The 13,762-nt window shown below is 65.2% G+C and carries 18 protein-coding genes; 12 read left to right on the top strand and 6 right to left on the bottom strand.

Annotated features, from left to right (window positions below; all coding sequences use genetic code 11):
* Positions 1–74 precede the first annotated feature (74 nt).
* The gene (locus ACREBX_RS08940) at positions 75–1,010 is read right to left on the bottom strand and encodes a ribose-phosphate pyrophosphokinase (RefSeq protein WP_431561392.1); all 936 of its coding nucleotides are present in this window, start codon (positions 1,008–1,010) and stop codon (positions 75–77) included.
* A gap of 170 nt (positions 1,011–1,180) precedes the next feature.
* On the opposite strand from ACREBX_RS08940, the gene ACREBX_RS08935 reads away from it, so the two are divergent.
* From ACREBX_RS08935 to rpmG, 5 genes are all read left to right on the top strand, one after another.
* Positions 1,181–2,839, top strand: coding sequence for an NAD+ synthase (locus tag ACREBX_RS08935; RefSeq protein ID WP_431561391.1), 1,659 nt, complete (start codon positions 1,181–1,183; stop codon positions 2,837–2,839).
* Positions 2,840–2,845: 6 nt separating this feature from the next.
* Entirely contained in the window at positions 2,846–3,049 is a 204-nt protein-coding gene (locus ACREBX_RS08930) for a hypothetical protein (RefSeq protein ID WP_431561390.1), read from the top strand.
* Between the two features lie 33 nt (positions 3,050–3,082).
* Positions 3,083–4,393: a glutamate--tRNA ligase gene (locus ACREBX_RS08925; protein WP_431561389.1), complete on the top strand. Its 1,311-nt coding sequence runs from the start codon at positions 3,083–3,085 to the stop codon at positions 4,391–4,393.
* 145 nt (positions 4,394–4,538) lie between these two features.
* Positions 4,539–5,273 carry a TonB family protein gene (locus ACREBX_RS08920; protein WP_431561388.1) on the top strand — a complete coding sequence of 245 codons (735 nt, stop codon included), beginning with the start codon at positions 4,539–4,541 and terminating at the stop codon, positions 5,271–5,273.
* Between the two features lie 219 nt (positions 5,274–5,492).
* Positions 5,493–5,660, top strand: coding sequence for a 50S ribosomal protein L33 (rpmG, locus tag ACREBX_RS08915; RefSeq protein ID WP_037515700.1), 168 nt, complete (start codon positions 5,493–5,495; stop codon positions 5,658–5,660).
* Between the two features lie 103 nt (positions 5,661–5,763).
* On the opposite strand, the gene ACREBX_RS08910 is transcribed toward rpmG, so the two are convergent.
* Positions 5,764–6,249, bottom strand: coding sequence for an Lrp/AsnC family transcriptional regulator (locus ACREBX_RS08910; RefSeq protein WP_431561387.1), 486 nt, complete (start codon positions 6,247–6,249; stop codon positions 5,764–5,766).
* A gap of 137 nt (positions 6,250–6,386) precedes the next feature.
* Between ACREBX_RS08910 and ACREBX_RS08905 the strand changes: the two genes are divergently transcribed.
* Positions 6,387–6,548: a hypothetical protein gene (locus tag ACREBX_RS08905; RefSeq protein WP_431561386.1), complete on the top strand. Its 162-nt coding sequence runs from the start codon at positions 6,387–6,389 to the stop codon at positions 6,546–6,548.
* Positions 6,549–6,573: 25 nt separating this feature from the next.
* Here ACREBX_RS08905 and ACREBX_RS08900 read toward each other — a convergent pair whose 3' ends face one another.
* Together ACREBX_RS08900 and ACREBX_RS08895 are read right to left on the bottom strand one after the other, a co-directional pair.
* A complete protein-coding gene (locus tag ACREBX_RS08900; RefSeq protein ID WP_431561393.1) occupies positions 6,574–6,912 on the bottom strand; it encodes a glycine zipper 2TM domain-containing protein in 339 nt (112 codons plus the stop codon).
* Positions 6,913–7,071: 159 nt separating this feature from the next.
* Positions 7,072–7,434 (bottom strand): response regulator, encoded by a 363-nt coding sequence (locus ACREBX_RS08895; RefSeq protein ID WP_431561385.1) that lies wholly within the window; start codon positions 7,432–7,434, stop codon positions 7,072–7,074.
* A 77-nt stretch (positions 7,435–7,511) separates the two neighbouring features.
* Here ACREBX_RS08895 and ACREBX_RS08890 point away from each other — a divergent pair, with 77 nt between their 5' ends.
* Genes ACREBX_RS08890 through ACREBX_RS08875 form a run of 4 tightly spaced genes read left to right on the top strand, consistent with a single transcriptional unit; the run spans position 7,512 to position 10,066 of the window.
* Positions 7,512–7,790, top strand: coding sequence for a DUF3572 domain-containing protein (locus ACREBX_RS08890; RefSeq protein WP_431561384.1), 279 nt, complete (start codon positions 7,512–7,514; stop codon positions 7,788–7,790).
* Positions 7,787–8,428: an HAD family hydrolase gene (locus ACREBX_RS08885; protein ID WP_431561383.1), complete on the top strand. Its 642-nt coding sequence runs from the start codon at positions 7,787–7,789 to the stop codon at positions 8,426–8,428. The genes ACREBX_RS08890 and ACREBX_RS08885 overlap by 4 nt, the downstream gene beginning before the upstream one ends.
* A gap of 13 nt (positions 8,429–8,441) precedes the next feature.
* Positions 8,442–8,906 carry a RidA family protein gene (locus tag ACREBX_RS08880; RefSeq protein ID WP_431561382.1) on the top strand — a complete coding sequence of 155 codons (465 nt, stop codon included), beginning with the start codon at positions 8,442–8,444 and terminating at the stop codon, positions 8,904–8,906.
* A gap of 8 nt (positions 8,907–8,914) precedes the next feature.
* Positions 8,915–10,066, top strand: coding sequence for a GNAT family N-acetyltransferase (locus ACREBX_RS08875; protein ID WP_431561381.1), 1,152 nt, complete (start codon positions 8,915–8,917; stop codon positions 10,064–10,066).
* On the opposite strand, the gene ACREBX_RS08870 is transcribed toward ACREBX_RS08875, so the two are convergent.
* Positions 10,063–10,377, bottom strand: a complete 315-nt coding sequence (locus ACREBX_RS08870) for a sel1 repeat family protein (protein ID WP_037515851.1) — start codon at positions 10,375–10,377, stop codon at positions 10,063–10,065. The genes ACREBX_RS08875 and ACREBX_RS08870 overlap by 4 nt on opposite strands.
* Positions 10,378–10,516: 139 nt before the next feature.
* The gene (panC, locus tag ACREBX_RS08865; RefSeq protein ID WP_431561380.1) at positions 10,517–11,356 is read right to left on the bottom strand and encodes a pantoate--beta-alanine ligase; all 840 of its coding nucleotides are present in this window, start codon (positions 11,354–11,356) and stop codon (positions 10,517–10,519) included.
* Positions 11,357–11,443: 87 nt separating this feature from the next.
* Here panC and ACREBX_RS08860 point away from each other — a divergent pair, with 87 nt between their 5' ends.
* Together ACREBX_RS08860 and pgmG are read left to right on the top strand one after the other, a co-directional pair.
* Entirely contained in the window at positions 11,444–12,265 is an 822-nt protein-coding gene (locus ACREBX_RS08860) for a division plane positioning ATPase MipZ (protein WP_431561379.1), read from the top strand.
* A 27-nt stretch (positions 12,266–12,292) separates the two neighbouring features.
* Entirely contained in the window at positions 12,293–13,687 is a 1,395-nt protein-coding gene (gene pgmG / locus ACREBX_RS08855; RefSeq protein WP_431561378.1) for a phosphoglucomutase/phosphomannomutase PgmG, read from the top strand.
* Positions 13,688–13,762 lie beyond the last annotated feature (75 nt).

The following is a 13,762-nucleotide window of genomic DNA, read 5'->3' as shown; positions in this document are numbered from 1 at the left end:
CCTCCCAGCCTCCCGACAGGGTATCTTTATGGGAGGCTGGGAGGGGGAGCGGGCCGGTGCCGTCTCTGAAGCGATCAGTCGAAAAGCGAGGAGACGCTCGATTCGTCGGCGATGCGCTTGATCGCTTCGCCGAGCAGCGGCGCAACGGTGAGCGCGCGGACCTTGCTGCTGTCGTTCACCGCGTCGGTCGGTTGGATCGAATCGGTGATCACCAGCTCGGTAAGCTCGCTCGCATCGACACGCGCGACCGCGCCGCCCGACAGCACGCCGTGCGTGCAATAAGCGACGACGCCTTCGGCGCCCGCGGCCTTCAATGCGGCTGCGGCGTTGCAAAGCGTTCCCGCCGAATCGACGATGTCGTCGATCAGGATGCAGAAGCGGCCCTTCACGTCGCCGATGATGTTCATCACTTCCGATTCGCCGGCGCGTTCGCGGCGCTTGTCGACGATCGCGAGCGGGGCGTTGTCGAGCCGTTTGGCGAGTGCACGCGCGCGGACCACACCGCCGACGTCGGGCGACACGACCATCAGATTCTTGCCGGCAAAGCGCGCCTGGATGTCGGCGCTCATCACCGGCGCGGCATAAAGATTGTCGGTCGGTATATCGAAGAAGCCCTGGATCTGCCCGGCGTGGAGGTCGATCGCGAGCACGCGGTCGGCGCCCGAGGTGGTGATCAGGTTGGCGACGAGCTTGGCCGAGATCGGGGTGCGCGGGAGGGGTTTTCGATCCTGACGGGCATAGCCGAAATAGGGAACGACCGCGGTGATGCGCTTGGCCGAGGCGCGGCGCAGCGCGTCGTTGATGATGAGCAATTCCATCAGATTGTCGTTCGCGGGGAAGTTCGTCGGCTGAACGACGAAGACGTCCTGACCGCGAACATTCTCATGGATTTCGACGAAGACCTCTTCGTCGGCGAAGCGGCGTACGCTGGTGTCGGTCAGCGGCAGTTCCAGATAGTCCGCGATCGCGCGGGCGAGGGGGAGGTTGCTGTTGCCGGAGATGAGTTTCATGCGCTGCGAAGCCCTTTCGCGCGGAGTGGGATTGCGCGCCCCTTAGCCAGCGCGGGCCGATAGGGGAAGGGGTTAAAGCCTGATCCGCGCCATCGCCCCCGGCGACGGGCGTTTTCAACCGCTCCCTCGGCCGCAGTTGAAATCGCCGCGTGTCGGCCTAAACCAGCGGCATGACCCACCAGCTCTCCATCGTCCTTTCCCAGATGACGCAGGTCGTCGGCGACCTCGCCGCCAACGCCGCCGCGATGCGCGCGGTGCGGGCGCGGCACGCGGATGCCGACCTCATCCTCTATCCCGAACTCCAGCTTATCGGCTATCCGCCCGAGGATCTGGTGCTGAAGCCCGCGCTCGCGGTTCGCGCCGCGACGCTGCTCGCCGAACTTGCCGCCGACACCGCCGATGGCGGCCCGGCGATGCTCGTCGGTTCGGTCGAGCGGGAGGGTGATGCGCTCTATAATATCGTCGCCTTGCTCGACGGCGGCCGGATCGTCGCGACGCGGCGCAAGCACGAGCTCCCCAATTACGGCACCTTCGACGAAAAGCGCGTGTTTGTTCCGGGGCCGCTCCCCGACATCGTCGAATGGCGCGGCGTGAAGCTGGGCCTGCCGATCTGCGAGGATGGATGGCTGCCCAAAGTCTGTCAGCATCTGGTGGGCCAGGGCGCCGAGCTGCTCATTTCGGTCAACGGCAGCCCCTATGAAATCGACAAGGACGAGCGGCGCCTGACACAAGTGTTTGCCAGCCGCGTCGCCGAAACAAAACTGCCGGTCATTTTCCTCAACCGCGTCGGCGGGCAGGATGAAATCGTGTTCGACGGCTGCTCGTTCGTGCTGAACAGCGACGGGGCCACGGCGCATCGGCTGACCGATTGGGAGCCCGAAGAGCGCGTGACGCGCTGGACGAAAAGCGCGAACGGTTGGACGTGCGAAGCCGGCGCGATCGCCGAATGGGAGGCGCATCCCGCCGACATCTACAGCGCGATGATCGTGAGCCTGCGCGATTATGTCGAGCGAAACCGCTTCCCCGGCGTCGTGCTCGGCCTGTCGGGCGGGATCGATTCGGCGATCTGCGCCGCGATCGCCGCCGACGCGCTCGGCCCCGACAAGGTCTGGTGCGTGATGATGCCGAGCCGCTTCACCAGCCAGACGAGTCTCGACGATGCTTCGGGCTGCGCCGACATGATCGGATGCAAGCTCGACACGATTTCGATCGTTCCCGCGGTCGAGGCGTTCGACGCGATGCTCAGCGGCACCTTTGCCGACAAGGACGTCGACATCGCCGAGGAGAATGTCCAGTCGCGCATCCGCGGCGTGACGTTGATGGCGCTCAGCAACAAATTCGGCCCGATGCTGCTGACGACCGGAAACAAGAGCGAGATGAGCGTCGGTTATGCGACGATCTATGGCGACATGGCGGGCGGCTATAATCCGCTGAAAGATGCGTACAAGATGACGGTGTTCGCCGTCGCGAAGTGGCGCAACGAGAATGTGCCGCGGCTGTCGCGCAATCCGGTGACCCCGGTGATGCCCGATACCATCATCACCAAGCCGCCAAGCGCCGAGCTGCGCCCCGACCAGAAGGACGAGGACAGCCTGCCGCCCTATGTCGATCTCGACCGGATGCTTCACATGCTCGTCGAAGAGGAGGCAAGCATCGACGATGTGGTCCAGCGTTACGGCTTCGATCGGGATGCGGTGACGCGGATCGAACGGCTGCTGATGCTTGCCGAATATAAGCGCCGTCAGGCGCCGCCGGGGGTGAAGCTGTCGACGCGCAATTTCGGCCGCGACCGGCGTTATCCGATCACCCATGGTTTCCGGACCGCGTAGCGCGACGTGGCAAACTGGCTGACCGGGATCGGTTATGCGTTGTCGATCGTCAGCGTGGCGTTGCTTGCGTGGGTCGCATGGCCCGCGCCCGATGAGGATCGCGCGTTGGTCGGCGCCGTGATCGCCGGCGCCGTGCTGTCGGTCGTCGGCATGGCGCTGCGCTGGGCCGCGCACATCGTCCAGAACCGCAGGATCGCCGAAGACGACTGACGGCGGCCGAATATGCGGTTATAGGCGCGCGCTATGACCGTCGTGACCCGCTTTGCCCCCTCGCCCACCGGCACCCTGCATGTCGGCAATGTCCGCACCGCGCTGCACAACTGGCTGTGGGCGCGCAAGCATGGCGGCCGCTTCCTGCTGCGCATCGACGACACCGACCTCGAACGGTCGAAAGAGGAGTATGTCGATGCGATTCGTGCCGACCTCGCGTGGCTCGGTTTCGATGCCGACGGCGAGGAACGGCAGTCGGCGCGTTTCGCGCTCTATGAGGCCGAGTTCGAAAAGCTCAAGGCGGCCGGGCGCGTCTATGCCTGTTACGAGACGCCCGAAGAGCTCGACATTCGCCGCAAGATATTGCTCTCGCGCGGGCTGCCGCCGGTTTACGAACGCAAGCCCGAAGGCGCGCCGGTCCCCGACGGCGTCCAGCCGCACTGGCGCTTCCGGCTCGACCATGATGCGGCGATCGAATGGACCGATATGGTACGCGGTCCGCAGCATTTTGAACCGAAAACCATGCCCGATCCCGTGGTGCGCCGCGCCGACGGCAGCTGGCTCTACCTGCTGCCGAGCGTGATCGACGATATTGCGATGGGGATCACGCATGTCGTGCGCGGCGAGGATCATGTGTCGAACACCGCGTCGCAGGTCCAGATGTTTGCCGCGCTCGGCGCGGCGCCGCCCGCCTTTGCGCATGAGGCGCTGCTCGTCGGGACCGAGGGCAAATTGTCGAAGCGGCTGGGCTCGCTTGGCATGGCCAGCCTGCGCGAGGCCGGGATCGAACCGATCGCGCTCGTCGCGTTGCTCGCGCGATTGGGGACAAGCGATCCGGTGGAACCGGTAACGCATGTTGCGCCGCTGATCGAAAGCATCGATTTCGCGCGCTTCGGCCGCGCCCCCGCGCGCTTCGACGAGGCCGAACTGGCGCTGCTGGGTCAGAAGATATTGCACCACACCGATCATGCCGCGGTTGCGGACCGCCTGCCCGCTGCCATTACCGAAGCGCGCTGGAACGCAATTCGCCCGAACCTGACGACGGTGGCCGCGGCGGCCGAGTGGGTGGCGGTGTTCGACGGCCCCTTCGCCCCGCCGCCCGCCGAAGGGGCCGACCGGCCCGTGCTCGACGCGGCGGCACAGGCGGCGCCTGCAATCGATTGGGACGCCGACCCCTGGCACGCGCTCACCGGCGCGGTGAAGGAGGCGACGGGGGCAAAGGGCCGCGCGCTGTTCCTGCCGCTGCGCCGGGCGCTCACCGCACGCGACCATGGCCCCGACATGGCCGAACTGCTGCCGCTGATCGCCAAAAATCAGGCGGTGGCGCGGCTTTCCGTCGCCTAGGTCTCCTCCACCGCATCGCGTGAAAGCTTGCTTATCGATTCGCTTGACATACGACGTGATGTTATAATATCACGTCTATCTGACCTGGCCGATAGCAATGGTCGGAACGCGGCGGGGCCGGGTCATAGAGGCAAGGAGAGATGCCATGACCCTGATACCCTTGATTTCGGCGATTATGGCCGCGCCCGAGGCGGCCACAGCGCCTGCCGGAGCGGCGGTGCCGCTGTCCCGCAACAGCTATGGAAGCGATACCCGCCGTCACCCGGTCGCCGCACTGTTCGCGGTGGGGCTGCCCGCCGCGCTCGTTGTTGCGGTTGCGCTGTCGCCCATGATCGTCGAAATGGTGCCGAAGAGCGAGCCGATGACCGGGACATTGATCGAACTCGAAAAACCGCTCGATCCGCCGCCGCCCAAACAGGCGGACGACGTCGAGCCGATGCCCAGGGCAGCGTCGACGCCCGACGTAGTCGACCCGGTCGTTCCGACGGTGCCGCTGACCGAGCGTTGGGTCGACCCGGGCTCCTCGATACCCAATCCCGGGCCTGTCGATCTTGGCCCGCCGGCGCGGCCCGCCGACCCACCCTTGCCGCAGCTGGTATTCGCCGACGTCGACCCGCGCTTCGCCGGAAGCTTTCAACCCGATTATCCGGCGCGCGAACAGCGCGGCGGAATCGAGGGTGCGGCAAAGGTCCGCGTACTGATCGGCACCGACGGGCGCGTGAAGGCGGTCGAACTGGTCAGCACCGACAGCCCGGGATTCTTCGAGGAAACGAAACGCCGCGCGTTCGCTAAGTGGCGCTTCAAGCCCGCAACGCGTGGCGGAGTGCCCGAGGAAAGCTGGAAGGTGATGACGGTCCGTTTCGAGATCAAGAACGCCTAGGGTCCTGAACCCGACCCCTCCCGGACGGGCGGCCGATGTGCCGCCCGTCCTTCCTTTCGCTTGACAGAAAGGCCGAATCCCGCCAAAGGCGCCCGGATATTGAGGGGCGGCGCGGCGTCGCGCGGCCCTTTCATGTTTTTCACACCAACGTCGGGGCCCTAGTCCCGCCGCATCCCTCGGACCTCCGGTGGATGTGCAGTTAATTCGAGGAACAGGGCCATGGCCAAGCCGACGACCGTCAAGATCAAGCTGGTGAGCACCGCCGACACGGGCTTTTTCTATGTCACGAAAAAGAACCCGCGCACGATGACCGAAAAAATGTCGGTGCGTAAGTATGACCCGCGTGTCCGCAAGCACGTCGAGTTCAAGGAAGCCAAGATCAAGTGATGCATTTCCCCATGCGCTGAAAGCGCGTGGGGCGGGAATGCGTCATCCCGGATCCGATCCGGGATCCAAAAGGGCGGCCGCGTGCCGCCCTTTTTCGTGCGCGTCAGAAATCGCGCAGCGGCCGGCGCGCGACATCATTCTCGATGATGTGCCGGATCGTGATCAGCGTCTTGAACGAATGCACGCCCTTGTCCTCACCCAGCGCGCGGCGGGTGAAGGCGTCATATTCCTCCATCGAGCCGATCTGCACCTTCAGCAGGAAATCATCGTCGCCGGTCACATCCCACGCCCCCGTGATTTCGGGATGCCGTGCGATCTGGCGCGCGAACGCGTCCATATTCTGCGGCCCCGCCTGTTGCATCCGGACGAGGATATGCATGGTAAGCGCCGATCCGGTCAGCGCCGGATTGACCACCGCGATGTCGGCGACGATCACCTTTTCCGTGCGCATCCGGCGCAGGCGGCGAAGCACCGCCGATAGCGACAAGCCGACCTTGTCGGCGAGGACTCGCGCGGGCTGGAGATTGTCGTGCCGCACCAGCGCGAGCAGCCGACGGTCGAAATCGTCTAGGTCGATAATTTTTTGCATGTATCTATCAATAACGCGAAATTTGGTCGCATGCACGATCAATTTCGGCGCCGATCGCCGCATTTGCCAGAGTAAAAATGATTCGTCAGGGCCGCACCTCTCCCATCTTCCGCGGATCCAGACGAAGGAGACATGAGATGACCCGTAACACCCCAGAAACGCACTGGATCACCCGCGTCTGGACCGCCGCCGTCGCGGCTTCGGAGACTGCCGTCGCCATCCACTATTCGGCGCCGTGGCAGCGCTTGCCCGCCCCGCGGCTTCCGGAACGGACCGCCCGCGACGCTTGCGCCGCCTGACGGTCCCTTCCTTCCCCCGCAGCGGTCAGCAGCGACGCTTGCGGTCGATCTCGCGGCCGAGCAGCGCGCCGCCGGCCGCACCGAGGATCGTGCCCGTGGCGCGATCGCCACGGCGGTCGACTTCGCGGCCCAGCAGGGCGCCGGCGGCGCCGCCGACGATCAGCCCCGTCGTGCCGCTGGTGCGGCAGCCCCGATAATATCGTTTTTCGCGGTGGTGCCGGTAGTCGCGGCGATCGTTCCAGCGATCGTGGCCGCGGTCGCTATAGTATGAGTTGCGATGATGGCGGTGGCGCGCCTCCGCTTCGGTCGGTATCGCGGCCAACGTGGTTGCGCCGATCAAGGCGGTCAACGCCAGCCTCTTCATCAAAAACATCTTATGTCCTTCCATCCTGAACCCCCGCGAGCAGGTTAGAAAGGGAAAGCTGGCCGGTGGCTGAACCCGGCGGTGCGGTCGTAGCAGGGACCAGCAACTGGCCGACAATTTTGGGCGGTCCGTCGCAATCGGCGCCGGCGTCAGCAGAGGCTAGGCGAAGGCTCCGACGCTTTCGATGAATTTGATCACCGAAATCGGTTTCGAGACATAGGCTTCGGCGCCCGCTGCCTTGATCTGCTCCTCATCGCCCTTCCCCGCATAGGCGGTCACCGCCATGATCGGCACCGCGCGCAAGGTCGGGTCGGCCTTCATCTGGCCGATCAGGTCGAGCCCGCTGACATGCGGCAACTGGATGTCCATGATGATCAGGTCGGGCGAGACTTCGCGCGCCTTGGCCAGCGCGTCGCGTCCGTCGCGCACCGGATGCGCGCTATAGCCATGGGCGTTGAGCAGGTCGCAGAAGAGACGGAGGTTGAGCTCATTATCTTCGACGACCAGGATGGTCTTGCCCATGTTACTTATGTTCCCCACCTTGCATCCGCGGCTCGTTTAGGCGAATCGGCGGCACGACACAATTAGGGACACACGACTTGCACGATGGCGATGCCGCGCTGGCGCTTCAGGCGCTCGGCTGGATCTTGAGCGACGAACCGCGCGCCGAACGGCTGCTCGGCCTGACCGGGCTCGCGCCCGATGAACTGCGCGCCTCGCTCGGCGAGCAGGCGACGCTCGCGGCGATCCTGTCGTTCCTCACGGGCCACGAAAACGACCTTGTCGCCTGCGCCGATGCATTGCAGGTGCCGCCGGCCAGCATCGCCGCCGCGGCGCAAAGACTTGAAGGCCAGCAACCCGAAGGAACGACCGCATGAACCGCCCGCTCGTCATCACCGATTGCGACGAGGTGCTGATGCACATGGTCGTGCCCTTCGCCGAATGGGTCGACGCCGAACATGGCGTGATCTTTCGTATCGAGGACGCGAGCTTCGCGAACGCGCTGAAGCGCAAGGAGTGCGGCACGCCGCTCGAGGCCGCCGAAGTGTGGCCCTTGCTCGACGGTTTTTTCCGCAAGGAAATGACGCGGCAATATCCGATAGCCGGCGCGCTCGCGGCAATGGCGGCGATCGGCGCCGAGGCCGATATCATCGTCCTCACCAACGTCGGCCCCGAACATCAGCAGGCGCGCATCGAGCAGCTTGCACTCCACGATTTCCACGCGCCGGTGATCGGCAGCCGCGGCGGCAAGGGCGAACCGGTGCGCCGCCTTATCGAGGAATATAGGCCCTCGGTCGCGGTGTTCATCGATGACCTCGCTGGGCATCATCACTCGGTCGCGCAGGAGGCGCCCGATGTTTGGCGACTTCACCTCGTCGGCGAACCCGCGATTGCCGACAAGATCGCGCCATCGCCTTATGCCCATGCCCGCATCGACGACTGGGCGACGGCGCAGGGCTGGATATTGGCGCGCCTTGCCGAAAACATCCCCGCCCCTGCCCCCCAAACGGCGTAAGAAGGAACCCATAATGGATATTATCGCAAAGCTCGCCGAACTCGGCCTCGAACTCCCCAAGCCCGCCGCGCCGGTCGCCGCCTATGTCCCCGTCGTCGAGCATGGGAGCCTGCTCTATGTAAGCGGCCAGCTTCCGTTCCGTGACGGGCAGGTCGTCACCGGCCGACTCGGCGAAGACGTCGACGTCGCGGTCGGTCAGGATGCCGCGCAGCGCGTCGCGCTGATGCTCGTCGCACAGATCGGACAGGCGCTCGGCGGCGACTGGTCGCGCGTCGAGCGCGTCGTCAAGCTCGGCGTATTCGTCAACAGCACCCCCGGCTTCACCGATCAGGCGAAGGTCGCCAATGGCGCGTCGGAGCTGTTCGAAACCCTGTTTGGCGAAGCGGGCCGCCATGCGCGCGCCGCGGTCGGCGTCGCGGTACTACCGCTCGGCGCGGCGGTCGAGGCCGACGCGATCGTTGCGGTGAAGCCCGCCTAAGAATTCCGGTGGCAGAGGCTGACCCGCCCGCGCGCACGATATCGCTCGGAACCGGCGTCGCCGCGATCGACGCCGCGGCATGGGACGCGTTGCACGATGGCAGCAATCCGTTCGTCAGCCACGCCTTCCTGACGTTGCTCGAACTATCGGGCAGCGTCGGGCCGGGCACCGGCTGGCAGGCGGCGCCGTTGCTCGTCGAGGATGTCGGCGGCGCGCTTGTCGCCGCCGCGCCCGCCTATCTGAAATCGCACAGCCAGGGCGAATATGTCTTCGACCATGCCTGGGCCGATGCCTGGGCGCGCGCCGGCGGCGACTATTATCCGAAGCTCCAGATCGCGGCGCCCTTCACCCCCGTGCCCGGTCCGCGCCTGCTCTCGAACGACAAGGGCGACGCCTTGCTGCTGCTCCGTGCCGCTGAGGCCGTGGTGCGGCAGAACGGGCTGTCGTCGGCGCACGCGACCTTTGTCGCGCCCGAACAGATGCCCTTGTTCGAGGAGGCGGGGTGGCTCGTCCGCCGCGACATCCAGTTTCATTTCGCGAACGCCGGCTACGGCAGCTTCGACGATTTCCTTGCCACGCTGACGTCGGCAAAGCGCAAGCAGCTGCGCAAGGAACGGCTGCGCGCGGTCGAGGGTCTGCGGATCGAGGAGCTGACCGGCGATGCGATCCGTCCAGAGCATTGGGACGCGATGTGGCTTTTCTATCAGGACACTGGCGCGCGCAAATGGGGTCACCCCTATCTGACGCGCGAAGCCTTCGACCTGATGGGTGAGCATATGGCCGAGCAGATCATCCTGCTGATCGCTTATGACAGCGAGGAGCGGCCGGTCGCGGGTGCGCTCCATTTCCTCGGCGCCGATACGCTCTACGGCCGATATTGGGGCTGCCAGATCGACATTCCCTATCTGCATTTCGAGCTATGCTATTACCGCGCGATCGACATCGCGATCGAACGCGGCCTGGGGCGCGTCGAAGCCGGCGCACAGGGTGGGCACAAGCTTGCGCGCGGCTATGGCCCCGTTGCGACCTGGTCGGCGCATTTCATCGCCGATCCGGGATTTCGCCGCGCGGTCGCCGACTATCTCGAGCAGGAACGCCGCGCCGAAGAAAGTGAAATGGAGTGGCTGGAAGGGCAGACGCCCTTCAAGCGAAAGGATTAGGCAGCGAAGCGGCGCGCGGCGGGACGGCGCGCCGTCTCGTCGAGCCAGGCGCGCGCCTGACGCTGTGCCTCGGCGATTTCGTCGCGGCTCATTTCGTCCGACAGGTCGGCGCGGCATTGCTGGCCTTCGATATTGCCGCCGAGCGCGGCAAGGTTGAACCATTTGTGCGCCTGTATCAGGTCGACATCGACCCCCCCGGTGCCGGTCGAAAATGCGATGCCGAGATCGAAATAAGCATTGGCATCGCCGCGCGCGGCGTCGAGCAGGCGGCTCTCGATCAGATATTGGGCAGACTTCAGACTATTCGCCATGATAACCCCCTTTGCCTCCACCCCACATGGAGACCTCGGGGCCCAAAGTTGCGGTTTATGGTCAACAAAGCGTTAACGGCGATCCGACTTTTTGTGGGTATCGTTCGAAACCCGCAGAAATCGGTGGTTTCGGCGTTAATCAACCGACCGAGAGATTGTCGATCAGCCGGGTTTTTCCGATCCGTGCCGCCGCCAAAAGCCGGGCTGGCTTCCGAAAAGCGTTCAACCGTTCGAGGCTGTCGGCGTCGGCGAGCGCGACATAGTCGACGCTGTCGAATCCGCCCCTGACGATCGCCGCTTCGGCCTTGGCAAGCGCTTCGCCGACGTCGGCGCCGCCCGCGATCGCCTTGGCGGCGGCGTTCAAGGCATCGGGAAAAGCCGTCGCCGCCGCACGCTGGCCCTGCGACAGATAGGCATTGCGCGACGACAGCGCGAGCCCGTCGCTGTCGCGTGCGATCGGCGCCCCCAAAATGTCGATGCCGAAATCGAGGTCGCGCGCCATGCGGCGAATGATCGCGAGCTGCTGCCAGTCCTTTTCGCCAAAGATCGCCACGTCGGGCCGCACCTCGTTGAACAATTTGGCGACGACGGTCGCGACGCCGTCGAAATGGCCGGGGCGCGCGGCACCGCAATAATCGGCACCGAGTTCGGCAACCTCGATATGCGTGCTGTGTCCCGGTGGATAGACGGTCGCCACGTCGGGCGCCCAGAGCAGGCTGGTGCCTTCCTCGACCAGCATCGCGGCATCGCGCGCCTCGTCGCGCGGATAGGCGGCGAAATCCTCGTTGGGGCCAAACTGGGTTGGATTGACGAAGATCGACACAACGGCATGGTCGGCCACGCGCTTCGCCATGCGGACGAGCGAGAGGTGGCCGTCGTGCAGCGACCCCATCGTCGGGACGAGTGCGACGCTCTTTCCCCCCTGCTTCAGTGCCGTAACGGCACGGTGCAGCATTGCGATGTCACGGATGATTTGCACGCCCGGTCGCCCTCCGATATTGGCGCGACTATATCACTTCGCGCGCCGGCCGCCCATGCCGCGCAAACAGGAAAATCGCAACGCCCCATGACGACCTCAGCGACGAAGCCCGCACCGCACCGCATCATCTTTGCCAATGAAAAGGGTGGGACGGGCAAATCGACCTGCGCCGTGCATTTTGCGGTGGCGTTGGCGAGCCAGGGCTGGCGCGTCGCAGGAATCGATCTTGACCCGCGCCAGCGCACCTTTCACCGCTATCTCGAAAATCGCGAACAGACCGCGAAGCGCCGTGAGATTGCACTGCCGACGCCGCGCTTCGAAGTATTCACCGGCTCGACGATCGAGGAACTCGACGACCAGGTCGCGGCGCTGAGCGAAGATGCCGATTACATCATCGCCGACACGCCGGGGCGCGACGATGTGTTCGCGCGCCATCTCGCGACGAGCGCCGATACGCTCGTCACTCCGATCAACGACAGCTTCATCGATTTCGACCTGATCGGGCAGGTCGACCCCGAAACATTCCAGGTCACCCGCCCCAGCTTCTATTCCGAACTGATCTGGGACACGCGCAAGACCCGCGCGAAGACCGACGGGCGGACGATCGACTGGATCATCCTGCGCAACCGCCTCCAGCATGTCGACGCGCATAATATGCGCCGTGTCGGCGAGGCGCTGACCCAATTGTCGCGGCGCGTCGGTTTCCGCGTCATCCCGGGGCTCGGCGAACGCGTCATCTATCGCGAGCTTTTCCCGGCTGGCCTCACCCTGCTCGACAAGGCGCATCTGGGCGGCATGGGGATTGGCCACGTCGTCGCGCGGCAGGAACTCCGCGAGGCGATGGGTGGACTGAACCTTCCGGTGCGCGAGCGATTGCATCCGGATGGGGATTTGTTCGCCGCCGCCTGACCCTTTCTCTCCCCAAGAGGATCAAAGATGACGCACAATTTCCACCCGACGATGCTGCGCGAATATGACATCCGCGGGGTCGTCGGCGATACGCTGTCCGACAAGGACGCCTATGCCATCGGCCGCAGCTTCGCGACGCTGGTCCGCCGCGCGGGCGGCAAGCGCGTCGCCGTCGGTTATGACGGCCGCCTGTCGTCGCCGATGCTCGCCGACGCGCTGATTGCCGGGATCAATGCCGCGGGGGTCGACGCGCTCAACGTCGGGCTCGGGCCGACGCCGATGCTCTATTATGCCGCGTCAACCGAGGATGTGGAGGGCGGCATACAGATAACCGGCAGCCACAATCCCCCCGACTATAACGGCTTCAAATTTGTGATGCAGGGGCGTCCCTTCTACGGCGCCGATATTCTGGGTATCGGCGAAATGGCCGCCGCGGGCGATTGGGAGTCCGTCGATATAGGGGGCGAAGGCACGTCGCAGAGCATCGACATCGTCGACGCTTATGTCGACCGGCTGGTCGAAGGGTTCGCCGGCGACGCTTTCCGCATCGGCTGGGACGCCGGCAACGGCGCCGCGGGCACCGTCATCGAGAAACTCACCGCGCGCCTTCCGGGCGAGCACCACCTGCTGTTTACCGACATCGACGGCCATTTTCCGAACCACCATCCCGATCCCACCGAAGAGAAGAATCTCGCCGATCTGCGCAAACTCGTCGCGGAGAAGAGCCTCGATTTCGGCGTCGCTTTCGATGGAGACGGCGACCGCATCGGCGCGATCGATGGCGAAGGCCGCGTGATCTGGGGCGACCAGCTCTTGCAAATCTATGCCGCGGCGGTGCTGAAGGACCTGCCCGGCGCGACGGTCATCGCCGATGTGAAGGCGAGCCAGGCGCTGTTCGACCGCGTCGCCGAACTCGGCGGCAAGCCGCTGATGTGGAAGACCGGTCACAGCCTGATCAAGGCGAAGATGAAGGAAACCGGCAGTCCGCTCGCGGGCGAGATGAGCGGGCATATCTTCTTCGCCGACCGCTATTATGGTTATGACGACGCGCCCTATGCTGCGGTGCGGCTGATCGAGGCGGCGACGAAGCTCGGGCAGAGCGTCACCGAATTGCGCGGCAATATGGCGCCGATGGTCAACACGCCCGAAATGCGCTTCCAGGTCGATGAGAGCCGCAAATTCGCCATTGTGGATGAAGTTTTGGAGCGGCTCGCCGCCTCGGGGGCCAAGGTCGACCGCACCGACGGCGCGCGCGTGCTGACGGACGATGGCTGGTGGCTGCTCCGCGCTTCGAACACGCAGGATGTGCTCGTCGCGCGCGCCGAGGCGAAGGACGAGGCGGCGCTGGCGCGGTTGCTTGCCGCGATCGATGAACAGCTCGCCCTGTCGGGGATCGCCCGCGGGCCGCAGGCGGGGCACTGAATGGAATTACGCCCTCCCCTGAAGGGGAGGGCGGCGAGACTTGCCAGCTTGCTGGCTTAGTCGCAGCGGGTGGGG

It is taken from the genome of Sphingopyxis sp., assembly GCF_050725655.1.
Taxonomy (GTDB): Bacteria; Pseudomonadota; Alphaproteobacteria; order Sphingomonadales; family Sphingomonadaceae; genus Sphingopyxis.
This window is presented reverse-complemented; position numbering and strand designations above follow the sequence as displayed.

Bases quoted from the DNA above. Each gene is read 5' to 3' on its own strand.
- ACREBX_RS08940 (WP_431561392.1), bottom strand. From the start codon at position 1,010: ATGAAACTCATCTCCGGCAACAGCAACCTCCCCCTCGCCCGCGCGATC.
- ACREBX_RS08920 (WP_431561388.1), top strand. From the start codon at position 4,539: ATGACCCTGATACCCTTGATTTCGGCGATTATGGCCGCGCCCGAGGCG.
- ACREBX_RS08895 (WP_431561385.1), bottom strand. From the start codon at position 7,434: ATGGGCAAGACCATCCTGGTCGTCGAAGATAATGAGCTCAACCTCCGT.
- ACREBX_RS08905 (WP_431561386.1), top strand. From the start codon at position 6,387: ATGACCCGTAACACCCCAGAAACGCACTGGATCACCCGCGTCTGGACC.
- ACREBX_RS08880 (WP_431561382.1), top strand. From the start codon at position 8,442: ATGGATATTATCGCAAAGCTCGCCGAACTCGGCCTCGAACTCCCCAAG.
- ACREBX_RS08935 (WP_431561391.1), top strand. From the start codon at position 1,181: ATGACCCACCAGCTCTCCATCGTCCTTTCCCAGATGACGCAGGTCGTC.
- ACREBX_RS08900 (WP_431561393.1), bottom strand. From the start codon at position 6,912: ATGAAGAGGCTGGCGTTGACCGCCTTGATCGGCGCAACCACGTTGGCC.
- ACREBX_RS08860 (WP_431561379.1), top strand. From the start codon at position 11,444: ATGACGACCTCAGCGACGAAGCCCGCACCGCACCGCATCATCTTTGCC.
- ACREBX_RS08910 (WP_431561387.1), bottom strand. From the start codon at position 6,249: ATGCAAAAAATTATCGACCTAGACGATTTCGACCGTCGGCTGCTCGCG.
- ACREBX_RS08885 (WP_431561383.1), top strand. From the start codon at position 7,787: ATGAACCGCCCGCTCGTCATCACCGATTGCGACGAGGTGCTGATGCAC.
- ACREBX_RS08925 (WP_431561389.1), top strand. From the start codon at position 3,083: ATGACCGTCGTGACCCGCTTTGCCCCCTCGCCCACCGGCACCCTGCAT.
- rpmG (WP_037515700.1), top strand. From the start codon at position 5,493: ATGGCCAAGCCGACGACCGTCAAGATCAAGCTGGTGAGCACCGCCGAC.
- pgmG (WP_431561378.1), top strand. From the start codon at position 12,293: ATGACGCACAATTTCCACCCGACGATGCTGCGCGAATATGACATCCGC.
- ACREBX_RS08870 (WP_037515851.1), bottom strand. From the start codon at position 10,377: ATGGCGAATAGTCTGAAGTCTGCCCAATATCTGATCGAGAGCCGCCTG.